At 65.3% G+C, this 14,329-nt stretch carries 16 protein-coding genes; 6 read left to right on the forward strand and 10 right to left on the reverse strand.

Annotated elements, in window-relative coordinates:
* Nucleotides 1–518 precede the first annotated feature (518 nt).
* From NKJ26_RS19300 to ada, 6 genes are all read right to left on the reverse strand, one after another.
* Nucleotides 519–989, reverse strand: coding sequence for an NUDIX hydrolase (locus NKJ26_RS19300; RefSeq protein WP_352696541.1), 471 nt, complete (start codon nucleotides 987–989; stop codon nucleotides 519–521).
* A gap of 165 nt (nucleotides 990–1,154) precedes the next feature.
* A complete protein-coding gene (gene dinB, locus NKJ26_RS19305; RefSeq protein ID WP_352696542.1) occupies nucleotides 1,155–2,402 on the reverse strand; it encodes a DNA polymerase IV in 1,248 nt (415 codons plus the stop codon).
* 164 nt (nucleotides 2,403–2,566) lie between these two features.
* The gene (locus NKJ26_RS19310; RefSeq protein ID WP_352696543.1) at nucleotides 2,567–3,310 is read right to left on the reverse strand and encodes a 2OG-Fe(II) oxygenase; all 744 of its coding nucleotides are present in this window, start codon (nucleotides 3,308–3,310) and stop codon (nucleotides 2,567–2,569) included.
* Nucleotides 3,307–3,846, reverse strand: coding sequence for a methylated-DNA--[protein]-cysteine S-methyltransferase (locus NKJ26_RS19315; RefSeq protein WP_352696544.1), 540 nt, complete (start codon nucleotides 3,844–3,846; stop codon nucleotides 3,307–3,309). Before NKJ26_RS19315 ends, NKJ26_RS19310 begins: the two co-directional genes overlap by 4 nt.
* Nucleotides 3,847–4,156: 310 nt before the next feature.
* Complete coding sequence (locus NKJ26_RS19320; protein WP_352696545.1) at nucleotides 4,157–4,291, reverse strand: hypothetical protein; 135 nt, start codon at nucleotides 4,289–4,291, stop codon at nucleotides 4,157–4,159.
* A 94-nt stretch (nucleotides 4,292–4,385) separates the two neighbouring features.
* Nucleotides 4,386–5,495, reverse strand: a complete 1,110-nt coding sequence (gene ada, locus NKJ26_RS19325; RefSeq protein ID WP_352696625.1) for a bifunctional DNA-binding transcriptional regulator/O6-methylguanine-DNA methyltransferase Ada — start codon at nucleotides 5,493–5,495, stop codon at nucleotides 4,386–4,388.
* Nucleotides 5,496–5,581: 86 nt separating this feature from the next.
* Here ada and NKJ26_RS19330 point away from each other — a divergent pair, with 86 nt between their 5' ends.
* Nucleotides 5,582–5,788 carry a transcriptional regulator gene (locus tag NKJ26_RS19330; protein ID WP_352607228.1) on the forward strand — a complete coding sequence of 69 codons (207 nt, stop codon included), beginning with the start codon at nucleotides 5,582–5,584 and terminating at the stop codon, nucleotides 5,786–5,788.
* Between the two features lie 26 nt (nucleotides 5,789–5,814).
* On the opposite strand, the gene NKJ26_RS19335 is transcribed toward NKJ26_RS19330, so the two are convergent.
* Nucleotides 5,815–6,507: a winged helix-turn-helix transcriptional regulator gene (locus NKJ26_RS19335; RefSeq protein WP_352607192.1), complete on the reverse strand. Its 693-nt coding sequence runs from the start codon at nucleotides 6,505–6,507 to the stop codon at nucleotides 5,815–5,817.
* 176 nt (nucleotides 6,508–6,683) lie between these two features.
* Between NKJ26_RS19335 and NKJ26_RS19340 the strand changes: the two genes are divergently transcribed.
* Nucleotides 6,684–7,010 (forward strand): DUF1330 domain-containing protein, encoded by a 327-nt coding sequence (locus NKJ26_RS19340; RefSeq protein ID WP_027025269.1) that lies wholly within the window; start codon nucleotides 6,684–6,686, stop codon nucleotides 7,008–7,010.
* A 109-nt stretch (nucleotides 7,011–7,119) separates the two neighbouring features.
* A complete protein-coding gene (locus NKJ26_RS19345) occupies nucleotides 7,120–7,650 on the forward strand; it encodes a hypothetical protein (protein ID WP_352696546.1) in 531 nt (176 codons plus the stop codon).
* Between the two features lie 54 nt (nucleotides 7,651–7,704).
* On the opposite strand, the gene NKJ26_RS19350 is transcribed toward NKJ26_RS19345, so the two are convergent.
* A complete protein-coding gene (locus tag NKJ26_RS19350) occupies nucleotides 7,705–8,775 on the reverse strand; it encodes a phosphatase PAP2 family protein (protein WP_352696547.1) in 1,071 nt (356 codons plus the stop codon).
* 259 nt (nucleotides 8,776–9,034) lie between these two features.
* Nucleotides 9,035–9,484, reverse strand: a complete 450-nt coding sequence (locus NKJ26_RS19355) for an ester cyclase (RefSeq protein ID WP_352696548.1) — start codon at nucleotides 9,482–9,484, stop codon at nucleotides 9,035–9,037.
* 204 nt (nucleotides 9,485–9,688) lie between these two features.
* On the opposite strand from NKJ26_RS19355, the gene NKJ26_RS19360 reads away from it, so the two are divergent.
* Nucleotides 9,689–11,773, forward strand: coding sequence for an EAL domain-containing protein (locus NKJ26_RS19360; RefSeq protein ID WP_352696549.1), 2,085 nt, complete (start codon nucleotides 9,689–9,691; stop codon nucleotides 11,771–11,773).
* Here NKJ26_RS19360 and NKJ26_RS19365 read toward each other — a convergent pair whose 3' ends face one another.
* Entirely contained in the window at nucleotides 11,774–11,968 is a 195-nt protein-coding gene (locus tag NKJ26_RS19365) for a hypothetical protein (RefSeq protein ID WP_352696550.1), read from the reverse strand.
* A 413-nt stretch (nucleotides 11,969–12,381) separates the two neighbouring features.
* Here NKJ26_RS19365 and NKJ26_RS19370 point away from each other — a divergent pair, with 413 nt between their 5' ends.
* Both NKJ26_RS19370 and NKJ26_RS19375 read left to right on the forward strand, forming a co-directional pair.
* Complete coding sequence (locus NKJ26_RS19370) at nucleotides 12,382–13,086, forward strand: SDR family oxidoreductase (protein ID WP_352696551.1); 705 nt, start codon at nucleotides 12,382–12,384, stop codon at nucleotides 13,084–13,086.
* A 99-nt stretch (nucleotides 13,087–13,185) separates the two neighbouring features.
* Nucleotides 13,186–14,244 carry a Gfo/Idh/MocA family protein gene (locus NKJ26_RS19375; protein WP_352607181.1) on the forward strand — a complete coding sequence of 353 codons (1,059 nt, stop codon included), beginning with the start codon at nucleotides 13,186–13,188 and terminating at the stop codon, nucleotides 14,242–14,244.
* Nucleotides 14,245–14,329 lie beyond the last annotated feature (85 nt).

Genomic DNA, 14,329 nt, shown 5'->3' on the forward strand with positions numbered 1-14,329 from the left:
GCGAGAAAACCGATCGCAACTTCTCCGCGATGATCTACGCATGCGCTGCCGTCATCAATTCTCGATGATTCTCAACAGCCCCTAGCTTGCCTTCGAGCGCCGGCGCCGCCCCTTGCCTGCCTGCCCGTCCTCCGCAGCAGCTGCGCTGCAGCTGCGGAGGGTGGACCGGCATCCTCTCCCCGTATAGTGACGGGGAGAGGGGGTGTACGTCGCTATGTTCGCCATTCACCAATGTTGCAAGAGGGTGCCAGCGTTGCGGCCAGCCCCTTCTCCCCGTCACTATACGGGGAGAAGTGCCCGGCAGGGCGATGAGGGGCGGCACTGACTTCTGCAATTGAGGGCGCGAGGGATCGCTGCCTTTCCGATGATCTGTCTTTAACGACTACCTTCGAGTCGGCGGGCCAGCGCCCCCCCTCTGCCCTGCCCGTCCTCCGCAGCTGCAGCGCAGCTGCTGCGGAGGGTGGACCGGACATCTCCCCCGCTTGGGGGCAGATTGGCAGCTTCGCCGACGGCGCCAATCATGCCGCACCCAGTCGCTCCGCCAAATCCGACAGCATCGGGCGCTGGCCTGGGAGGATCTTCACCGCGGCCTCCGGCAAGGTGAACCAGCCGGCTCGGTCCACCTCCGGGAACTGCTTCATCGACCCGGACCGCGGCGGCCATTCCATGGTGAAGACATTGCTCCTGATGGCGGCCGGATCGATCTCGATACCGGCCTCGACGGACCAGGCGCTGACGATCTTGCCACCGGGTTGCCGGTAGTCGCCGAGACGCGCGAAGGGGCCTTCGACCTTGACGCCGAGCTCTTCCTCCGTTTCGCGTTGCGCTGCCGCCAGTTCGTCCTCGTTTTCGTCGACGAGGCCCTTCGGGATCGACCAGGCGCCAGCGTCCTTCTTCACCCAGAACGGCCCACCCGGGTGAACCAGCAATACGCTGATATCGCCGTCACTTCGGCGATAGATCAGCAATCCGGCACTGCGCTTTGCCATTCCTGTGTGTCCATCTACGACCCGTTGCGAAGGCATCGGCCTGCGGCCGCCGCCAACCGTCGGCGCGGCCTTGTACTTTAGGATTGCAACGCCATGTCGGATACATCCGCATTGCACCTCGCGCGCGAATGATGGACGGGAACTCGGCATATTTCCGCGCGCTGCTTACAATTCCTTTTCCGCCAGTTCCCTGAATTCGTCGGGCACCGAGCGGGCCGCCTCCAGCGCTGCGGTGCCGTAGCCGACCGCGTGCTTGCCGAAGCGGTCGCGGATCTTGTCGATGGCGCGGTCGGCGCCGAAGCGCGCCAGGCCCTTTTGGCTGCCGGGGCGGCGTTTCTCGTCGGCGAGGCCGAGCGGCAGTTCGAGCTGCAGCTCGGCGCTTTCCCAGAGATGCGAGACCGAGATCGCAAGCAGCGAGATCGTTTTCTCCCGTGGGTGGTCCGCGAGCACGCCGCGCACCAGGTCGCCGGCGATTTCGGCCAGCATCGTCGTCGCGGAGATCGGCTGGTCGAGCGTGATCGAACGCGTGACGGCGCGAAGATCGGCAAAGCGCACCCGCACCGTCACCGTGCGGCCGGGCCGCGCCTTGGCGCGCAGCCGGCTGGCGACGCGGTCCGCCAGATGCAGCAATGTCGGCACGATGACCCGCGCCGCGGCTGGTTTCTTGCCGAGCGCCGATTGCGCGCCGGCCGAATGAGCCCGGCGCTTCGTCTCCAGCCTGCGCGGGTCGCGATTCCAAGACAACGCGGCCAGCTTCTCGCCAGCGGCGGGACCGAGCAGCCGCGTCAGCGCGCCGCTGTGGGTCCTGGCCAGTTGGCCGATCGTCTCGACGCCGATTTCGGCCAGCCTCGCCTTGGTCGCCGGGCCGACGCCCCACATCAGCCCGACCGGCAGATCGTGCAGGAACGCAAGCTCGGCGGCCGGGTCGACCATCACCAGCCCGTCGGGCTTGGCGACCTGCGAGGCGATCTTGGCCAGATGCTTGGTGCGGGCCACGCCGATCGAGATCGGCAGGCCGAGTTCGGCCCGCACCCGGCGCCGGATGGTTGCGGCGATCTCTTGCGGCTGCCCGAACAGATGCGTGCAGCCGGCGACATCGGCAAAGGCCTCGTCGATCGAAATGCGCTCGACCACCGGCGTGAAATCGTCGAGCACCTTTATCGCGGCGTCGCCGAGCCGCTGATAGTGTTTGAAATTGCCGCCGACGAAGATCAGTTGCGGGCAAAGCTCGCGCGCCTTGCGCCCCGGCATGCCGCCGCGCACGCCAAAAGCGCGCGCCTCGTAGGATGCGGCCAGCACCACGCCGCCGCCCACGGCGATCGGCTTGCCGCGCAGAGACGGATCGAGCAACTGCTCGACCGAGGCATAGAACGCGTCGAGATCGGCATGCAGGATGGTGGCTGTCGTTTCCATCCGGCTGCACATCCAAGATTGCTGATGGATAGGAACGAATAGAGAACAAAAGGGGGTGATTGTCAAGCGTGTGGGTTGTGGAAAGGCTTACCGCTGGAGAGGGAACCCGCCTAGTTCGAACGCTTCGGCTAGCTGTCCCAAGCAGGCCACACCTTCCCCACCATTCACTTCGCATCGTGAAAGATAATGCCGACGGTGTGGCGCATGCCTGAGCGCAGGCGGCTGACGCCGTGGCGCAGATTGACGCGGTAATTGCCTTTCGTGCCCTGCACCGGCCGGTTGTGGACGGCGAAGGCGACGGCGTCGCCCTGGCGCAGCGGCACGACTTCGACCCGGCTCTGCATGCGCGGCCGCTGTTCGGTCAGCGCGAATTCGCCGCCGGTGAAATCCTTGCCCGGTTCGGAGAGCAGGATAGCCACCTGCAAGGGGAAGGCGAGGTCGCCGTAGAGGTCCTGGTGCAGGCAGTTGAAGTCGCCCGGCACATATTGCAGCAACAGCGGCGTCGGCCTGACCTGGCCGGCGGCGTGGCACTGTTCGAGAAATTCGGCATGCGTCTCGGGATAGCGCATGGCGATACCCATACGCTCGTTCCACCGGTTGGCGACCTCGGCCAGCCGGGGATAGAGCGCGCTGCGCAAGCCGCCGATCAGGTCGGGCAGGGGATAGCGGAAATAGCGGTACTCGCCCTTGCCGAAGCCGTGCCTGGCCATGTGGATGTGGCTGCGGAAATGCTGCTCCTGGGGATAGAGCCCGGCGAGCTGCCGGCACTCCTGCGGCGACAGCAGCTTTTCGATCACCGCGCAGCCGAAACCGTCGAGCTCGGCGGCAAGGGCGGGCCAATCATAGCCGGCAATGCGTGTCTCGGCGGCTTCGACCACCGACGTGGCAACTTCGGCATGGGCGTTCATATCGCGGCCTCCTTGTCGAGCAAAGCGCGTTTGCGCTCGATACCCCAGCGATAGCCTGAGGGCGTGCCGTCGGCGCGAACCACGCGGTGGCAGGAAATGCCGAGCGCGATCGCATTGGCGGCACAGGCGGTCGCCACCGCGCGGGCGCCGTTCGGCCGGCCGAGCCGCTGGGCAAGCGCGGTGTAGGTGATGGTGTCGCCGCACGGGATCGCCCGCAGCACCTCCCACACGCGCTGCTGGAACGGCGTGCCGTGGCGCATGTCGAGCGGCAGGTCGAGGCCGGCGGCAGGCGTTTCGATGAAGCGCGCGATTGCCGCGAGATCGTCGCGCAGCCGAGGTTCGTCCTCGACCAGAAGCTTGCCGGGAAAGAGCTTGGCGAGGTCCCGCTCCTCGGCGCCGATCAGGATGGCGCAGACGCCGACATGGCTGCGCGCCGCCAGGATGTCGCCGATCGCGGATTCGCCGACGGCGTAGGCGATGGTGTCGAGGGCACGCACCGGCATTGGTGCGGCCAATTGATTTTGCATGAGGTTCATTGCCTTGCCTCCTTTTGTGTGCCTGAACCCTAGGCGTGTGCCTTTCGTCTCTCACTCCGATGCTTGCTTTCAAATTCAAATCGCAGGCGCTGGGGGCCGGTACGGCATGGCACGGAGGTAAGCGCTCTACGGCGCCCCCCTCTGTCCTGCCGGACATCTCCCCCACAAGGGGGGAGATTGGCCGTTCCGGCGCCGGCTCTCGTTCTGCAACGTTGGGATTGGCGAAGGCCGCGATGACAGCCAATCTCCCCACCTGTGGGGGAGATGTCCGGCAGGACAGAGGGGGGCGCCGTAGAGTGCTGAGTGTACTTCAAGCGACACGCGTGACGAAAACCTCGCCCAGCAAGAACACTTCGCCTGACAACAGCCGCAACTCGATCTCCCCGGTTGCGGCGCGGCTCCATTCGGCCTTGCCGCTGTCGACAAGCTTGCCGATCGCGGCCAAGACCTGTGACTTCGCGTCGATGGCTACACCGTTGGCTCCGGCTGGTCGCATCGCTGTTGGGAGACCTTGCCGTCGCGCGCATTGCCGATCCCCGTCAGGCCCGCGAGTACGCGCGCTCTGCCTCACGCGCCTCGCGCTCGATCAGCGCGCGCTTGCGTTCCGCGCCCCAGGCGTAGCCGGACAGGGCGCCGTCCTTGCGGATCACGCGGTGGCAAGGGATGGCGACCGCAAGCGTGTTGGCCGCGCAGGCGGCGGCGACGGCGCGGGTCGACTTTGGCGCGCCGATGCGCTGCGCGATTGCGGCATAGGAGGCGGTGCGGCCGACCGGGATATCCTGCAAGGCCTGCCAGACACGTTGCTGGAACGCGGTGCCGCGCACGTCGAGCGGCAGGTCGAGGCCGAGCGCCGGCGCCTCGACGAAGCCCACGATGCGGGCGACCAGTGCCTCATAGTCGCGGTCGCCGCCGATCAGCCGCGCCTTGGCGAAACGATCCTGCAGGTCGCGCACCAGCGCGTCGGGGTCGTCGCCGAGCAGGATCGCGGCGACGCCCTTCTGGCTCGACGCGACCAGTATGGCGCCGAGCGAGGTCGCGCCGACGGCGAAGCGGATTTCTTCATCGGCGCCGCCGGCGCGATAGCGGGTCGGCGTCATGCCGAGCATGCCGGTGGACTTCTCATAAAAACGCCCGCTCGAATTGAAGCCGGCATCGTAGATCGCTGTGGTGACGCTGGCGCCGTCTTCCAGGCCGCGGCGGACCCGGGCGGCGCGGTGGGCGGCGGCATAGCCCTTCGGCGTCAGCCCGGTGAGCGCCTTGAAGACGCGGTGGAAATAGCCCGCGCTGCGGCCGGCGGCGGCCGCCAGCTCACCAAGTGACGGTTCTTCCTCGCTCTGCTCGATCCTGCGGCAGGCATCGGCGACCATCGCCGCGTTGCCGGCCTCGAGCGACGGGCCATCCGGGTTGCAGCGCCGGCATGGGCGAAAGCCGGTCGCTTTCGCCTGAGCCAGCGTGTCGTGCAGCTGTACGTTTTTCGGGTTGGCCCGCCGCGACGGGCAGGAGGGCCGGCAGTAGACGCCGGTCGTCGCCACCGAATACCAGAATTGCCCGTCCGCCGATTTGTCGCGCGCCACGATGCGCGCCCAGCGCGGATCCTCGGCAACCGACAGCGGCGTGGCTTTCAGGTTCCTGGCCAGGGTGATGAACATGGCCGCATTGAAGCCGCCGAAAGACGGTTTTGCCACCCGTTTCCTGACAACAAAGAATATGACAAGATTGATCCGGAGATGGTGTGATGGAAAATATTCGACCCATTGAGACCGAAGCCGATTACGATCGGGCGATCGCCGAAATCACCAGATATTTCGAGAATGAGCCGGAGGTCGGCTCCCTCGATGGCGACCGCTTCGATATCCTCGCTACCCTGATCAAGGCTTATGAGGACAAGCATTCCCCGATCGAAGCAAATGATGGGGAGTGCAAGCGCCTAAGCCTTGACTGACAGTTAGGTGGTTTATGCGGCTTCTCCTAAGCCGCGCGTTTAGGCTCCACCGCGAACGGGCTGAGCCCGAGCCAGCTCTGCATCTTCCTGCCGATGGCCAGGTCGCCGGTCAGGGCAATTTTCGCGCCGGCCTTCTCGACCGTCTGCACGCCCATCCAGATCGCCGTCATCGTGTGCAGGTCGGTCGAGACGTAGAGGTCGACGTCGAAGCCCGGATCGTACCAGCACAGATCGACCTCGCCGTGCTTCTCGACGATCAGCCACCATGACCGTTTGGAGGCCGGTAGCTCCTGATACAGAAATTGTATCACCGTGCGCCCCTCGGGCAGCGGCGTGGGGTTCAGATTGCGCCGCATGTCCCACATCAGCAATGACGGATCGAGGTTCTTCAGCGACAATCGCGACTCGACCCATTTCTGCCCCCAGAAGCCCATCGCTTCGACGACGGGACGCAGATCGCGGCCGGCCTCCGTCAGCCGATAGTCGAAAATCCCCTTCTCGCCCTGGATCTCCTTGCGCTCGACGATTCCGGCAAGCTCAAGCTCCTTCAGCCGTTGCGACAGAAGGGTCGGCGACATCTTTGGCACGCCGCGGCGCAGGTCATTGAAGCGGGTCGAGCCGGCCACCAGTTCGCGCATCAGCACCATCGTCCAGCGGGTGCACAGCACCTCGGCGGCCATCGATAGCGGGCAGAACTGCTTGTATCCGTGCTGGGTCATGATCGGTGCCTCTCCCTCGAATTCGGCCGAACATTAGGCCTTCATGAATGAAGCGGCCAGTACGGAAACTGTACCGGCCCAGTACAGATCGCGGACTGGTTGGCGCGGGCCTTGCCATGCGAGCTCTTTGGCCGGTGCACGGGATACTCCTGTGCGCCGCAACCAGGAGACTACCTATGACCGCATACGTCATTGCAGACATCAAGGTGAAGGACCCGCAATGGGTGCCGGCCTACGCCGCCTCGGTGCACGACCTCGTCCACAAGCATGGCGGCAGATATCTGTCGCGCAGCGGCAATGTGAAGACGCTGGAAGGCAAGCCGCTCGACACCACGCTGATCGCCCTGATGGCGTTCCCGTCCGAAGCGGAGGCGCGCGCCTTCACCAACGATCCGGCCTACGCCCCCTTCGTCTCGGCCCGCCAGGGCGGCAGCGACAGCCGTTTCCAGCTGATCGACAACACCGATCTGGCCGGAACGATCCCGTATCTGCCGAAAGGATGATCGGCATTTCTCGCATCGGGATCTCCAAGCAACAACAGTCACGGCGCTTGCCTGCCGGGCCTCCGTATTTTCGGCGGCCGGCCAGCCGTGCTTTTTCAAGAAGAATGGAATGAAGATGATATCGAACTTTTATAACAGGCTCCTCTTGGCAGGGACCGTGCTCACCGTCTGCGCCACCTTCGCGCAGGCGCATCAGGAAGCGGCCGCGCCCGGCCCCAATCCGCTGGCCGACAAGGTGCGGGCCGCCAACAGCCGGTTTCTCGACGTCAAGGCCGCGACGGCCGAGGGCTACGCGCCCATTCCTTGCGCCAGCGGCATCACCGGCGGCGCCATGGGCATCCACTATGTCAACGGCCAGTACCTGAAGGACGACAAGATCGACATCGCCCGTCCCGAAGCCGTGATGTACGAGCCGATGGCCGACGGCACGCTCGAGCTGGTGGCGGTCGAGTACATCACCGCGAAGGGGCCGGCCTCGCTGGACGGCCAGTTGTTCAACTTCAGCAGCGCGCCGAACCGCTACGGCCTGGGCGAGTTCTACGAACTGCATGTCTGGGCCTGGAAGGGCAACCCGACCGGTGCGTTCGCCGACATGAACCCGAAAGTGTCATGCGAACACGTCGTGGCGCCGAGCCAATAAGCAATGCGGCCAGGCGGCGCCAACGCCGCCTGGCCATCCGGCCTTCTGGTCAGGTCACCGTGGCGCCGGGTCGGGAATCGCCAAGCCGGCGTGGGCGATGTCTCGGCTCGCCCGCGGCAAGACCAAAAGCCCCGTCAGGTGCCAGAGCGCGGACACGACGAGGATCGAAAGGTAGCCATCCACGGCATAATGCCAGCCGGTGTAGACCGAACCGAACAGGATGAAGGCCGCGAAGGACCAGCCGGCAACCGCCCAGCGGCGGCCGAACCCGGCGAGGAAGAACGCGTTGAGCGTGGCGAAGGCGACGTGCATGCTCGGCATCGCGGAGATGCCGCCGCCCAGTTCCGGGCCGCCGCTTCGGTAGGCTGTAAGCAGATAGTTGGCATAGGCATGGACCGATGCGGCGTGGCCGTTATGCGCCAGCGCGGTTCGCAGTGCGGCAAACCTCTCGCCGCCGTAGACCTGATCGTGGAATATCGGCCCGGTGGATGACAACATGGTGGCTAGAACGGTGCCGCACAGGATCGTGGTCAGGGCGAACGCCCAGAGATAACGCAGGCGCCGGACTGGGCTGTTCCAGAAGGCGACGAACAGCAAAGTGCCGAACCATTGCACGTGCCAGCCATATCCGTAGCCAGCGAAAATGACGGCCGAGACGGGCTCTGGAACGATGCTGTGCGCCCATGTCCAGGGATCGGTCCCATGCAGCCGAAGATCGAACTCCGCCAGCATGCGGTCGGCATAGAATGGGACGATATCCGGGATCGCGACCTTCAAGGTGGTGAAGGCGGTGATGCCTAGAAAGAACAGAAGGATCACCGGCGCGGCGCCCAGCCAACGCTGCCGGAACGTATCGAGCATGAATCTTGTCGGCGCGTGCCTGGCAAATATTAGCGCCACCACGCCGAGGCCAGCCGCCAGAAGTGTCGGCATGAAGAAAATGAACGGCTGGGCATAGGATTGCGCCAGACGCAGATAGCGATCCGGCTGCAGGCAAAGGGCAGCCGCGGCATAGGCCAGGCACAGGGCCGCCAGCCACCAGCCGCTTCTGCTTGCCGCAATGCCGAACTCGAAAATGGCAGCAGAGCGACGATTGCCGCCGCTCCGCTCGGAGTGAGCACTCATAAAGGATATCCCGCCATGCCCGAAACACTGTCATGATGTTTCGCAGATGACGTATTACTAATCAGTTACACTTCAGGTCGAAGAAGTGCACAACATTAGATCTGCATAATTTATCTTTTGTTGGCAACGATCCGTTGACCACGATTGGTTGGCGACGAAGTATCCATCCGCCAGCATTGTGGCTTTCACCTGTCGCGGGCTGTCTCATCGTCGCGGATCAAAGAGAGCCGTCGCCCTGGAGGGCGACAGCCCTGCGGCCTCACGCGGCCTTGATCAAGCCGAGCTGGGTGAGGGCGGTGACGCCGTCGTCGAGGCCGATCTCCTCGACGATCCTGCCGTCGACCAGCTTCAGCACCGTGGTGCCGGTGAAGCGCATGGTGCGGCCGGTGGCGGCGGGCAGCGAACCGGCGAGGAAATCGCCGAAGGCCGGCCCGGTATGAGTGCCGCCGCCCTCCCACTGGCCGACGACATAGTCGCCCTCGGCGATGAGGTCCGCAGTGGCCCAGAAGTTGAGGTCCGGGAAAGCAGCGCGGAAACCGGTCATGAATTCCTTGATGTCATCGCGGCCGCGGCGCGGCTCGTGCAGCGAGTATTTCAGCAGCATGTCGGGCGCGGCGATGGCGTCGACGACCGACAGGTCGCAGCTTTCACCCCAGAAGTCGGTGAACCATCTGACGACGACGGCCTTGTTGTCTTCCTGCTTGGTCATTGGGAGGTCCTCTTGTGGTTGCGCGAGATCGCCGCCTCGGGCGACCGCCCGCAATCCCTGGGAGGACCGCCCGGCGACAAAACTCCGGTTCTTGCCCGCCAATCGAAAGGTGGACAGGACGCCGCAATCGAGGACTTCCGGCGGTAACTGTTTCTTCTCTGGTTCTGCCGCAAATTGCCGCGAGCGGGACGGACGAAGCGGAACATGGCGGGTCGGCACAAGAAAAGTCGCAGCGGAGCGTTCTGGGCGAAGGCGCTGGAGCGCGCCCACCTCGGCGTCTGGGACTGGGATCTTGCGACCGGCGACTGCTTCTATTCGGCGACCTGGGCGCGGATGCTCGGCTATGAAGAGGATGAGATCGCAAACACCAGCGATCTGTGGCTGCGGCTCACCCATCCCGACGACCGCGAGCGGGCGCTGGCCAGCGGCGACAGCCACATTGCCGGCCAGACCGACGCCATCGAGACCGAGCTCAGGCTCAGGCACAAGCTTGGCCATTGGGTGTGGGTGCTCGACCGCGGCGGCATCGTCGAGCGCGGCGCTGACGGGCGGCCGCTGCGGCTGATGGGCGTGCAGACCGACATTTCGAAGCAGAAGGCGGCCGAAGCCGAACTCGAACAGGTCAATGTGCGCTTCCGCCTGGCGCTCGCCGCAAGCGGCACCGGCATATGGCATTACGATGTCGCCACCAACAAGAGCTATTGGGACGCCCGCACCAGGGACATATTCGGCCTCACCGCCGATACGGACGAGGTCACCGCCGGCCTCTGGCACACTTTTCTGCACCCCGACGACAAGGAAGCCACCGAGCGGGCGCACCTGCCGAAACCCGGCTCGGACAAGGTCACCGCCACGCAATACCGCATCGTCAGGCGCGACGGCGCAGTCCGTCATGTCGAATCGCTGGTCCGCTACGTCGCCGCCGCGGGTGCCGCGGGCCAGATCCTGGGTACGGTGCGCGACATCACCGAGGACAAGTTGCGCGAGCAGGAGCTCGCCCATGCCGCCCGCCACGATGCGCTGACCGGCCTGTGGAACCGCGCCGCGTTCGACAGGCTGCTCGGCGACCGCATCGCCTCGGGCGTGCCGCTGGCGGTGTTCTATGTCGATCTCGACTACTTCAAGGCGCTCAACGATTTCGCCGGCCACGCGGCGGGCGACATCGCGCTGAAGAGCGTTGCCGCCGGCATTGGCCGCTGCCTGCCGCCCCTGGCGCATGCGGCGCGGCTCGGCGGCGATGAGTTCGCGCTGATGGTGCCAAATTGCGATGGGGCGGAAGCCGAACGAATCGCCGATGCCATCCTTGCCGCCGTGCGCGGCGCCGATCTCGGCCTCGCCGCCACGCGCCGGCTGGCGGCAAGCGGCGGCATCGCCATTGTCAGCGATCGCGACATGGCGGTGGCCGACGCGCTGGCCTGCGCCGACGATGCCTGCTACGCGGCGAAGGCGGCCGGGCGCGATCGCTTCGCGGTGTTTTCGGCCGAGGCCGCCTCCGGCGGCCTCAATGCGGCGCGGCTTGCCGCCGACACGGTCGATGCCATGGAAGACGGCAGGCTGAAACTGTTCGGCCAGCAGATCCACCGGCTGGGCCGGCCGTGGGAAGAAAGCCGCCATGTCGAGGTGCTGGCCAGACTCGCGGGGCGCGATGGCCGGCTGATCCCGCCGGGCGAGTTCATACCGGCGGCCGAGCGCTTCGGCATCGCCCCGCGGCTCGACCGCTGGATCATCCGCACCGCGCTGTCGCTGCACGGCGCGGCGATGAAGTCGGGCGCCGTCACGCTCGGCTTCAACCTGTCGGCGCAGACGCTGAGCGACCCGCGGCTGTGGGATTTCGTCGACAGCGTCATCGACGAAACCGGGGCGCCGCATTCCGCCATCGGCTTCGAGATTACGGAAACCGCCGCCGTCACCAATTTCGCTGCCGCCGAGACCTTCGTGCGCAAGGCGCGCGAACGGCGCTGCCGCGTCAGCCTCGACGATTTCGGCGCCGGCATGAGCTCGTTCGAATATCTCCGGCGCTTTCCGGTAGACGCCATCAAGATCGACGGGTCCTTCATCGAGCACATCGCCGAGAGCCGCTTCGACCGCGAGATCGTCTCGGCCATAGCGGGCATTGCCCGAAGCGTCGGCTGTGGCGTCGTGGCCGAGAAGATCGAGCAGCCGGAGACGCTCGATGTCTTGCAGGCGATGGGCGTCGATTTCGGCCAGGGTTTCCTGCTGCACCGGCCCGAGCCGCTGGAGCAGATCGTGACGGCGGCGGGCGCGGCATCGGCCCGCAAGGCTTCCTGATCAGCTGCTCCGGCGTGCCATCGGCCGCGAAAACTCCAACACCCCGGCCTCGGGCCGCCTGTGCTGCGCTTCCGCCACCGATTCGATCAGGAGATCGAGGGCCTCGCATGCCAAGCGGCTCGTTTCGTCATTGCCGCGCAGATAGTGATAGGCGCGTTCGAGATGGATACGGGCGGCGGAAAAATCGCTGGTCAATGGTACCCTCCATGATCCCGCCCTAATGTATATCTTGGCTCGCCCGGCGGAACGCGAGGTAAATATCCACAAGTGGTTTTTATTCAAATGCCGGCGAGTCTGGTAGCGGCCGCCAATCGCCCCTCTCTGTCCGGCAGGACAGAGGAGGGCGCGAAGGATCGTCCAGCTTTCCGATGTCAACTCCATTGATCGCCAACCGTGAAAGCAAGATCGATTCGATCAGTTTGGTCGGCGGGATAGCGCCCGTCGCGGCGGCCGTAGCGATGTTCCGGACCGGCTAAGCGCGGCATTCAGTTTTTCTGCTGCTTGGATTCAGAGTTTCCGGTTCGAACCGGACGGCGAAACCGGCTATACCGGCGCCCGAGCGCCGGGCGTGCCGGTCGCAGTTTCGCCAATCCAAGAGGAAAAATCCAATGAGTGCAGAAAAAGTAGCTGTTGTCGTGGCCGGCGGCAGCGGCATGGGGGCGGCGGCGGCCAAGCGCCTGGCGGCGGATGGTTTCAAGGTCGCCATCCTATCGTCGTCCGGCAAGGGCGAGGCGCTGGCCAGGGAATTGGGCGGGCTCGGCGTCACCGGCTCCAACCAGTCGAATGACGATTTGCAGCAGTTTGCCGACCTGACGCTGGAGCGGTGGGGCCGCATCGACGTGCTGGTCAACAGCGGCGGCCACGGGCCGCGCGCGCCGATCCTGGAGATATCAGACGAGCAATGGCACACCGGCATGGACGTCTATCTCCTGAACGTCATCCGTCCGGTGCGCATCGTGGCGCCGCAGATGGTCAAGCAGAAGGCCGGCGCCATCATCAACATCTCAACGGCCTGGGTGGTCGAGCCGAGCCCGATGTTTCCGACATCAGCCGTGTTCCGCGCCGGGCTTGCCGCCTATACCAAGATTTTCGCCAACACCTATGCATCGGACAATGTGCGCATGAACAATGTGCTGCCCGGCTGGATCGACAGCCTGCCGGCCACCGAGGAGCGCCGCGACAGCGTGCCGATGCAGCGCTATGGCACCTCGGAAGAAATTGCCGCGACCATCGCCTTCCTGGCTTCGGAAGGCGCCGGCTACATCACCGGCCAGAACATCCGGGTCGACGGCGGCATTATTCGCGCTATCTGAGGGGCGCTGCCGGGAGGAACCAAGCCGGCTTTCGCCAATGGCCGCAGGCGCGTGGCCTGATCGTTCAACCTGTCAGACACCTCGCCCAGGGAGCAAAATATGCGGCTTTTGATACTCGGCACCGGCTGGATGGCGCAGGAACATGCCCGGCGCTTCAGCGCCATCGAGGGCGTCGACATCGTGGCTGCCGTCGATGTCGATCCGGAGCGCGTCGGCGAATTCGCCGACGGTTTCAATATCCCCAACCGCTTCACCTCGCTGGAGGCGGCGCTGGAATGGGGCGCCTTCGACGCGGTGGCCAATGTCACGCCGGACCGCATCCATCATGCGACCACCATGGCGCTGATCGCCGCCGGCAAGCCGGTCCTGTGCGAGAAGCCGCTGGCCGAGAATTTTGGCAAGGCCATCGAGATGGCGCAAGCGGCCGAAGCCGCCGGCATCGTCAACATGGTCAACCTCACCTATCGCAGTGTCGCGGCCCTGCAGAAGGCACGCCAGATGGTGCAGGCGGGTGAAATCGGCACGGTCAGGCATGTCGAGGCGTCCTATCTGCAAAGCTGGCTGGTGTCGAAGTTCTGGGGCGACTGGCGCAGCGATCCGAAATGGCTCTGGCGGCTGTCGCGCGGCCACGGCTCGAACGGCGTGCTCGGCGATGTCGGCATCCACATCCTCGATTTCGCCAGCTATGGCGCGGCTCTCCACATCGACCATGTCTTCTGCCGGCTGCGCACCTTCGACAAGGCGCCCGGCAACCACATCGGCGAGTACGGGCTCGACGCCAATGACAGCTTCGCCATGACGCTGGATTTTTCCAACGGCGCCTTCGGCGTGGTGCATGCCAGCCGCTGGGCGACCGGCCATCTCAACGAACTCCGCCTGCGCATCTATGGCGACAGAGGCGGCATCGAGGTGGTGTATAATCTCGACGGCTCGCACCTCAAGGCGTGCGTCGGCGCCAACGTCGACGACGCCATATGGGAAGAACTCGACGCCGGCGTGGTGCCCACCAACTACCAGCGTTTCGCCGATGCGGTGCGAACCGGCGTGCAAGGCGAACCGTCGTTCCGCCATGCGGCCGAATTGCAGAAGGTCTTGGATCTGGCGGTGGTGTCGGACGAGAAGCGGGCGGAGTTGAGCGCGCGGGTGGATGAGCGCTAGTTCCTCGCCCCGCTAGCGTGCCGAAAGCCTGGCGCTTTGGTCCGACCGCCTGAACGCCTGATCAGCTCTCGGCCGATCGGTTTCG

Source organism: Mesorhizobium sp. M0152, assembly GCF_040322415.1.
In the GTDB taxonomy this organism is placed as follows: Bacteria; Pseudomonadota; Alphaproteobacteria; order Rhizobiales; family Rhizobiaceae; genus Mesorhizobium.